General features: G+C 44.6%; 8 protein-coding genes. 5 read left to right on the plus strand and 3 right to left on the minus strand.

Annotated features, from left to right (window positions below; all coding sequences use genetic code 11):
* Positions 1 to 1,398 (plus strand): L,D-transpeptidase family protein (locus AC1DLM_RS34060; protein ID WP_477572459.1); only part of this gene is annotated, 1,398 nt, incomplete at its 5' end.
* A gap of 80 nt (positions 1,399 to 1,478) precedes the next feature.
* Here the strand turns inward: AC1DLM_RS34060 and AC1DLM_RS34065 are convergent.
* Positions 1,479 to 2,594, minus strand: a complete 1,116-nt coding sequence (locus AC1DLM_RS34065) for an aminopeptidase (RefSeq protein WP_477572460.1) — start codon at positions 2,592 to 2,594, stop codon at positions 1,479 to 1,481.
* Positions 2,595 to 2,764: 170 nt separating this feature from the next.
* Here AC1DLM_RS34065 and AC1DLM_RS34070 point away from each other — a divergent pair, with 170 nt between their 5' ends.
* Both AC1DLM_RS34070 and AC1DLM_RS34075 read left to right on the plus strand, forming a co-directional pair.
* Complete coding sequence (locus AC1DLM_RS34070; protein ID WP_477572461.1) at positions 2,765 to 3,307, plus strand: hypothetical protein; 543 nt, start codon at positions 2,765 to 2,767, stop codon at positions 3,305 to 3,307.
* On the plus strand, positions 3,297 to 4,454 hold the full coding sequence (locus tag AC1DLM_RS34075) for an MFS transporter (RefSeq protein WP_477572462.1): 1,158 nt from the start codon (positions 3,297 to 3,299) through the stop codon (positions 4,452 to 4,454). The genes AC1DLM_RS34070 and AC1DLM_RS34075 overlap by 11 nt, the downstream gene beginning before the upstream one ends.
* Before the next feature lie 52 nt (positions 4,455 to 4,506).
* Here the strand turns inward: AC1DLM_RS34075 and udk are convergent, their stop codons facing one another.
* Positions 4,507 to 5,142 (minus strand): uridine kinase, encoded by a 636-nt coding sequence (gene udk / locus AC1DLM_RS34080; protein ID WP_477572463.1) that lies wholly within the window; start codon positions 5,140 to 5,142, stop codon positions 4,507 to 4,509.
* Between the two features lie 501 nt (positions 5,143 to 5,643).
* Positions 5,644 to 5,961 (minus strand): hypothetical protein, encoded by a 318-nt coding sequence (locus AC1DLM_RS34085; RefSeq protein WP_441992147.1) that lies wholly within the window; start codon positions 5,959 to 5,961, stop codon positions 5,644 to 5,646.
* Between the two features lie 322 nt (positions 5,962 to 6,283).
* On the opposite strand from AC1DLM_RS34085, the gene AC1DLM_RS34090 reads away from it, so the two are divergent.
* Positions 6,284 to 6,664, plus strand: a complete 381-nt coding sequence (locus tag AC1DLM_RS34090) for a hypothetical protein (RefSeq protein ID WP_441992146.1) — start codon at positions 6,284 to 6,286, stop codon at positions 6,662 to 6,664.
* Positions 6,665 to 6,672: 8 nt separating this feature from the next.
* Positions 6,673 to 7,101, plus strand: a 429-nt coding sequence (locus AC1DLM_RS34095; RefSeq protein WP_477572464.1) for a hypothetical protein, incomplete at its 3' end; no start/stop codon positions are given.

Below are 7,101 nucleotides of genomic sequence, written 5' to 3' on the forward strand. Positions count from 1 at the left end.
GATCCACTTTACCATGAGAAGGTTATTCGTTATTTGGATGCGAATTCGCCTGAAGCCCATTTCAATCTGGGGCAGAAATTTCGTGAGAAAGGGAATTGGAAGAGAGCACGGTTTCATTATAAAGAAGTGCTCAAAACCTACCCCTCGCCGTTCTATTCTGCTGCAAATCGTGCCATTCACCTCCTTGACCAGCAGCAAGCTACTCATGCTGCGAATCTAGAACAGACGCTTCCGGAGAAGCGAAAGCCTTTATTACCACCATTTATGAAAATGTTGTTGCTTGTCCTTCTAATTCTCAATGTCATTTTAGTATTAGTTTTTACTGGAGATCATGCCATTTCACGTACGATAAGTAAAATGAAAATTTGGAGTGCAGGCACGCAAGTAACTTACGAATCGGTAGACAAGCCTTTCATTTTGTATCTCTCACCAGAGATGTCACATGCAGAAATTGAGAAGAAGCTTCATGCACAAGCCTTGGTTCTGGCAAAGGAAATACCTAAGGCAACGATTCTCCTCTATGGGATTGTCACCGAGGATAACGTGGATAAAGGGAAAACGATGCTGCTCACTAATGAGGATGATATTAGGCGTGCGATGGTTATCGCAACGTATCAGCCAGAGGCAGATGCCTTGGTTCACATCCGATTTCTGAACGCTGAATTTGAAGAGCACCAACCGCTTAGCGCGATTGGTGCTAATTTAGTTCGAACCGCTTTGGCATCCTATCGAGACGATGTGGGACAAGCCCCCGCACGAATAGATGAACTCCTGCAGGATTATCCGCTGAATTATTTGAGCTTCATCCMGATTGAAGCTGTTTCGGGTTCGAATGAGATCCAATCAGCCTTCAAGGGTGATGGGGGATGGGTATTTAATCCCGAAGCGGCAGATATTGCGCATATGTTCTATGCGAATGTAGTCGGAGGAGATGAGGTTCCCTATGAACCTGTTCATCTCGAAGTGAATCAGCGTGCGTATCAGTTGCAGCTTGTTAGCGGCTCCCACTTGCTTTGGGACAAAGAAATTGGACTCGGTGCTAATGGCAGCACGCCTGATGGCGTTTATCGGGTCATAGAGCGAGTGCAGCAGCCMAAAGGAAAGACAAGTCAAAGCTATGGTGATGCAGGCTTAGGACTAGGATCTATCGCGTTACACGGCACGTATGATGAGAGCTCGATCGGAGAATCGAAGTCCTTAGGTTGTATTCGATTAACGAATGATGATATACAGCAACTATTTCCTTTCGTACCGAGAGGAGCTGAGGTGCGGATACTTTCCAGTGAACGTACACCAGATCGAGTTAGTCCTATGAGTCAAATGTCAAAGTTGATCCCAACGAGTCTGCCTCAACATTCAGAATCCGCGGGAAATACTATCTTCCATTGGTTAGGCTAAAAAGCAGCTGAAGCTTACCGAGTGAATCTACTCGGAAGTCTCAACTGCTTTTTAAGTCTGTGCCTTTTTCCTATAGTTAACTACATTAAGTTCTCTGGGTTAAGCTTTTCGAGCTCTGGAATGACGAAACGGCCATCCTTGCGAATGAGCACATCATCGAAATAAATTTCGCCGCCGCCATACTCTGGACGTTGAATCAGGACCATGTCCCAGTGGACTGATGAACGATTGGTATTGTCCGCAGTTTCATAGGCTTGACCTGGTGTGAAATGGATGCTGCCGTCAATTTTCTCATCGAATAAGATATCTTTCATCGGATGCTGAATGTAAGGGTTCACACCAATTGCGAATTCGCCGATATAGCGTGCGCCATCATCCGTATCTAGGATCTCATTCAGTTTCTTGGTATCGTTGCTAGTCGCATTAATGATGCGGCCATTTTCGAAGGTCAGGACAATGTTCTCAAAAGATGTGCCCGAGTAAATAGTCGGTGTATTGTAACTGATTGTACCATTTACGGAATCTTTCACAGGTGCCGTGTACACTTCGCCGTCTGGGATGTTTCGGAGTCCTGAGCAAGGAACAGCGCCGATGCCTTTGATCGAGAAGCTGAGGTCCGTCCCTTTGGCGACCAAACGGACACGATCCGTGCGCTTCATCAAATCAACGAGGGATTCCATCGCTTTTGCCATTTTACTGTAATCAAGGTTACAGACGTTAAAGTAGAAATCCTCGAAAGCTTCCGTACTTTTACCAGCCAACTGCGCCATTGACGGATTCGGGTAGCGCATAACGACCCATTTGGTATTGTTAATACGCTCATCGAAGATTGGACGTTGGAAGTACTTCAGGAACAGCTTCATTTGTTCGTCAGGCACATCAGATGATTCCGTGATGTTATCTCCACTGCGCACAGCTACATAGGCATCCATTTGTTTCATTCGAGCAAGCTCAATTGCAGACCATGTGCTGAATTGTTCTTGCGTTCCTTTCATTTGCAAGCTGCGCGTAATGGCAGGGTCACGCAATTCAATGAACGGATTACCTCCGGCTGCATAAACCTCTTCAATTAAGCATTTCGCAAGTTCTGGATCTTTAACACCAATCATTTCAATCAATATGTTCTCACCGGGCTGCAGGCTCACGGAATATCGAATAATGTTTCGGGCAAAAGTTTGTAATCTTGGATCTCTCATCCTATAGGTCTCCCTTAATTAAAAAATACGTACCCCCAAATTATAACGTAACGTGATCTTGTAATCCAATCTGGGCAATGGTTTCATGTGGAGGGAAGGGGTATACTAGGTATATGTGTAAGTAATTCCATCATACCAACGACATGCAAGATCAACTAGAGGAGGAAGCAATGGCACGAGATCAAATAAAAGTACCCTTCGGGTATGAACCCCCGACAAATTCAGATAAGGGGACAGTCCTGGTTTTTGAGACATTTGAAGATTGGACAGAGCACGAAATGAGCGCTTGTATCGCTTGGGCAGAAGAACGGAAATTCGTTCGTGTAATCTTCTATCCACAGCATGAGGAAACACTCCGTAGAATGGATATTCGATCGGAGATGCCCTATTATGCACGTCTGAAGMATCTTGAACAACTATTGGAGGATGTAGATACGAATCTCCAAGTTGAAGTGGACAAATGGGAGGGGAAGCGTAAGAAATATACGCCACTCGATACATCACTTAACTTTTTAACGGAGAAATCCCCAGGTCCTCACTTTATTTGTATGAGCGATCGTTATGCGAACCTCTTCGTTACCTACCCATCTTTCAAAGAATGGATAAAAAAAGCAAGACTCGTCATATTTACGCAGTTCCGTGTTCCCCTTCATGGCAAGCTTAATGACTGTGCCGAGAGATGGGAAACGGTGGATTTCGGGAATGGCGTTTAAATTACTGCGATCTAATTATCAATTAACCACATTAATCATGGTCATCATCGTGGCGGGAATGAGCCAAGGGATGCTCCTGCCATTGCTCACGATATTATTAGATCGTTCTGGTATATCAACAGGTGCAAACGGTGTAAACGCGGCTGCCCTGTATATTGGGATTTTTGCGACGATGTTCATCATTGAGAAGCCTGTTCGCCGTTATGGCTATAAACCCGTCATTATGATCGGGATGAGCTTAATTATTATCGCGAATTGCCTTTTCCCAGTCTGGCAACAGGTGGGCTTCTGGTTTGTACTGCGGCTTCTAGTGGGTATTGGGGATAGCGCCTTACATTTCGCGACACAACTCTGGATAGTAGCTTCCAGTCCGAAAGAGAAGAGAGGACGCAATATCTCCCTGTACGGGATGGCCTACGGGGTTGGGTTTAGTCTCGGTCCATTAGGCATAACCCTGCTTAAAGCAGGGATTTGGGTGCCTTTTATGGTGACAAGTGCATTCTTTCTTCTCATCTTATTACTCCTAACGAGGCTGAAAAATGAAAAGCCAGAGCGAGCTGAACGTGCGGAAGCCGCGCATAAACGAGCAACAACAGTCATTTCCTTAGCATGGTTTCCGCTGATTACTTCTTTGCTCTTTGGTTACATGGAAGCAGCGATGAATAGTAACTTCCCGCTCTATGGCCTTCGGATTGGCATTTCGGAGTCTACGATAGGACTTTTACTTCCTGTAACTGGGATCGGTKGGCTCATCATGCAGTTGCCGCTGGGGATATGGAGTGACCGCGTAGGTCGTAAGCCAATTCTCATGGGTACGGCCATCATAGGGGCTTTAGCGTTCAGTTGTGTACCTTTTGTTGGGACAAACTTATGGGGACTCGGGCTTTGTTTGGGTGTAGCAGGCGGCATGGTAGGCTCCTTCTTCTCGCTAGGGTTGGCCTATGCGGCAGATATTTTACCGCGTCATTTGCTGCCAACTGCCAATATTATTGCTTCCATTCAATATAGTGTAGGGAGTATCATCGGTCCTTTAGTAGGCGGGATGGCTCTTCACTATTTGAGCGTTTTCAGTATTTTCTACTTTCTTGGCCTTGTGTACTTGTTGTTTGGCCTCTCAGGGTTCATTTTCAAAGCACGTACGGCATGAAAAAAGCCACTTTCCCTTGATAAAGGAAGGTGGCTTCTTGCCGTTTCGGATGCTAGCCGATTTCGTAATTTGCAGCTTGATCCGTCATATAGCGTTCTGTCAAAATGGTAAGGAGCGAGATACCGATTTGATTTTCTCCGCCTTCAGGAATAATGATGTCAGCGTACTTCTTGGACGGTTCGATAAATGCATCATGCATGGGCTTAACTGTCGTTAAGTATTGGTCGAAAACGGATTGTAAGGAACGACCGCGCTCATTAATATCGCGAGATAGACGACGGAGGATGCGTACATCAGGGTCTGTATCTACGAAAACCTTTATATTAAGCGCACCGCGGAGTTCCTCATCCGTTAGAACGTGTATGCCTTCAAGCAGTACAATCGGTTTAACGTCAATGCGGATCGTTTCTTGCGAACGCGCATGCCCCGAAAAATCGTAGACGGGAATGTCGACAGGCTGCCCGCTTTTCAACATAYTCAGATGCTGAAGGAGCAATTCATTTTCAAAAGCACGAGGATGATCATAATTAATGCGTTCCCGCTCTTCAAAGGTCAGTCCGCTATGATGAAGATAATAATTATCTTGTGAAATTAAAGTCACATTCGTGGATCCGAGTTTTGTGATAATCGATTTTGCTACTGATGTTTTACCTGAACCGGTACCTCCGGCAATTCCAATCACGAGCATGTATGTAGTGCCTCCCCAAATAACTTGAAAACCTTCCTCCGTAGTTTAACATAATGTGTACCTAAAATGAAAAGATGGTGTCCCGAAAGCCGTTGAAGTTGCGGGAAGTATACGAATTTGGCCATTTCGGCGCTGTAAGGTTGTTTTTCATCGTTACAGCGAAGGGAGGCATACGAATCTGCTCATTTCGGCGCTGTAAGGATGTTTTTCATCGTTACAGTGAGGGAAGCATGCGAATCTGCTCATTTTGGCKCTGTAAGGATGTTTTTCATCGTTACAGCAAGGAGAGGCATGCGAATTTGGCGATTTCGCCGCTGTAAGGATGTTTTTCATCGTTACAGCAAGGAGAGGCATACGAATCTGCTCATTTCGGCGCTGTAAGGATGTTTTTCACCGTTACAGTGAGAAGAAACATGCGAAACTAGCCAAAAGAGCTAAGCGCCAAAACAACGCTTAGCTCCTTTGACTAGAAATTGGATCTTCCTGAGATGTTAATACGGGTTACCGAACCTGCTTTGGCGTATGAAACTTTTCTTGATTAGCTTCAATATCCTGCGCGGCTTGGTTTAACTGTTCGAACGTTTGCTTGATTTGCTGTCCGAATTGCTCGTTGGCAAATTCAGCTAATTGTCTTTGGGCTTGCGATACCTGCTGATCTGCTTGAACAAGTGCGGCTTGAGCGGATTGAATCGCATGGGGATTGGCTTCCGTTATAGCGACTTGTAGCATATGCTGGGCGTCTTGCGCTTGAAGAATGGCATGGTCAGCGGCGTCAATGGCGTGCTGAACCGGTTGTTGATGCTGATTGGTTTCTGTCATGGGGGAAACCTCCTTAGGGTTCATAAAGACAAGGGGGAAGCTATGAAAAGCGACTTTACTACATTGCACCAAAATTGGGGAAATCATTCGGATTCGGGAAATGAAATTATTTCCTGGGTAAGCGCAAAATGTGAGTGTTATCATGCGGATTCGACATTAATTGTCAGACAATTTCGAATAAATTAACTATTCTTACGATAGGGTCCATACTTACACATGTTACCAAAATAAAAGTGGACAAATTAACTGATTATTCTTAAGCTAGAGAGGATAGTTTTTTGGGCTTGTATAGATATAAAAACATCTTTATGGGGGATGACAAATGAATAAAATTAAGGGTTTGTATTTGTTAGCAGCATTAACAATCGTTATTTCTGGCTGCGGGAAAGCCAAAACGACAACGTCCAACACGCTTGCGTTTACACCAACTTTAGAAGTCGCTTATGTAGTTAAAGATGATACTGTCACCTTAGATCTGACAACCGATCTGAAGTTGTCGAAAGAACACTATGATCAACAACGTGTGGAAGGTGAAGGTCATGTTCATATATCGTTAGACAAGGGTGAGAAAATCGTAGTCACAACGAATCAAAAGGTACTGGATCATTTAACCAAAGGACCGCATGAAGTGAAGATCTCCTTACATAATAACGACCACACGCCTTACGATGTTAGCAAAACAGTAACGTTCGATGTGAAGTAGGTGTGGTGATGTCTTTTCGTCAAAAGAAATTAAGTTTACAGAAGCGGATCGTTTTCCTCGTCACAGCAGTCACAGCGGGCATGATCTCGACGATGATGGTGTTTGATACGATCAGCTTGAATCAATCGATCCGCGAAGCATATGTAAGTCAAATCAGCGGTATGACGATTGCAATCAACGGTCGTTATGAAGAATCGAGATCGGTCTCCGATATCCAGCAGATTTTCGATTACATTCAATATAAGAATAATCGTGTTATAGATATGAAGCTGTATGACAAACAAGGCAAAATCTTAGCTGCCTCGAATCGAAAAGAAGTAGGAACGATTCTGAACGCTGCGAAAATTGTGATTCCTAAACAAGACAAAACGATTGTAGATCGTATCCCGATGGCCGAGAATGATAGGCCTATCGTTCGTTTAACGGCACCACTGCAA

The sequence above is a fragment of the Paenibacillus sp. 01T442 genome (genome assembly GCF_056398345.1).

Bases quoted from the DNA above. Each gene is read 5' to 3' on its own strand.
- AC1DLM_RS34085 (WP_441992147.1), bottom strand. From the start codon at position 5,961: ATGACAGAAACCAATCAGCATCAACAACCGGTTCAGCACGCCATTGAC.
- AC1DLM_RS34090 (WP_441992146.1), top strand. From the start codon at position 6,284: ATGAATAAAATTAAGGGTTTGTATTTGTTAGCAGCATTAACAATCGTT.
- AC1DLM_RS34065 (WP_477572460.1), bottom strand. From the start codon at position 2,594: ATGAGAGATCCAAGATTACAAACTTTTGCCCGAAACATTATTCGATAT.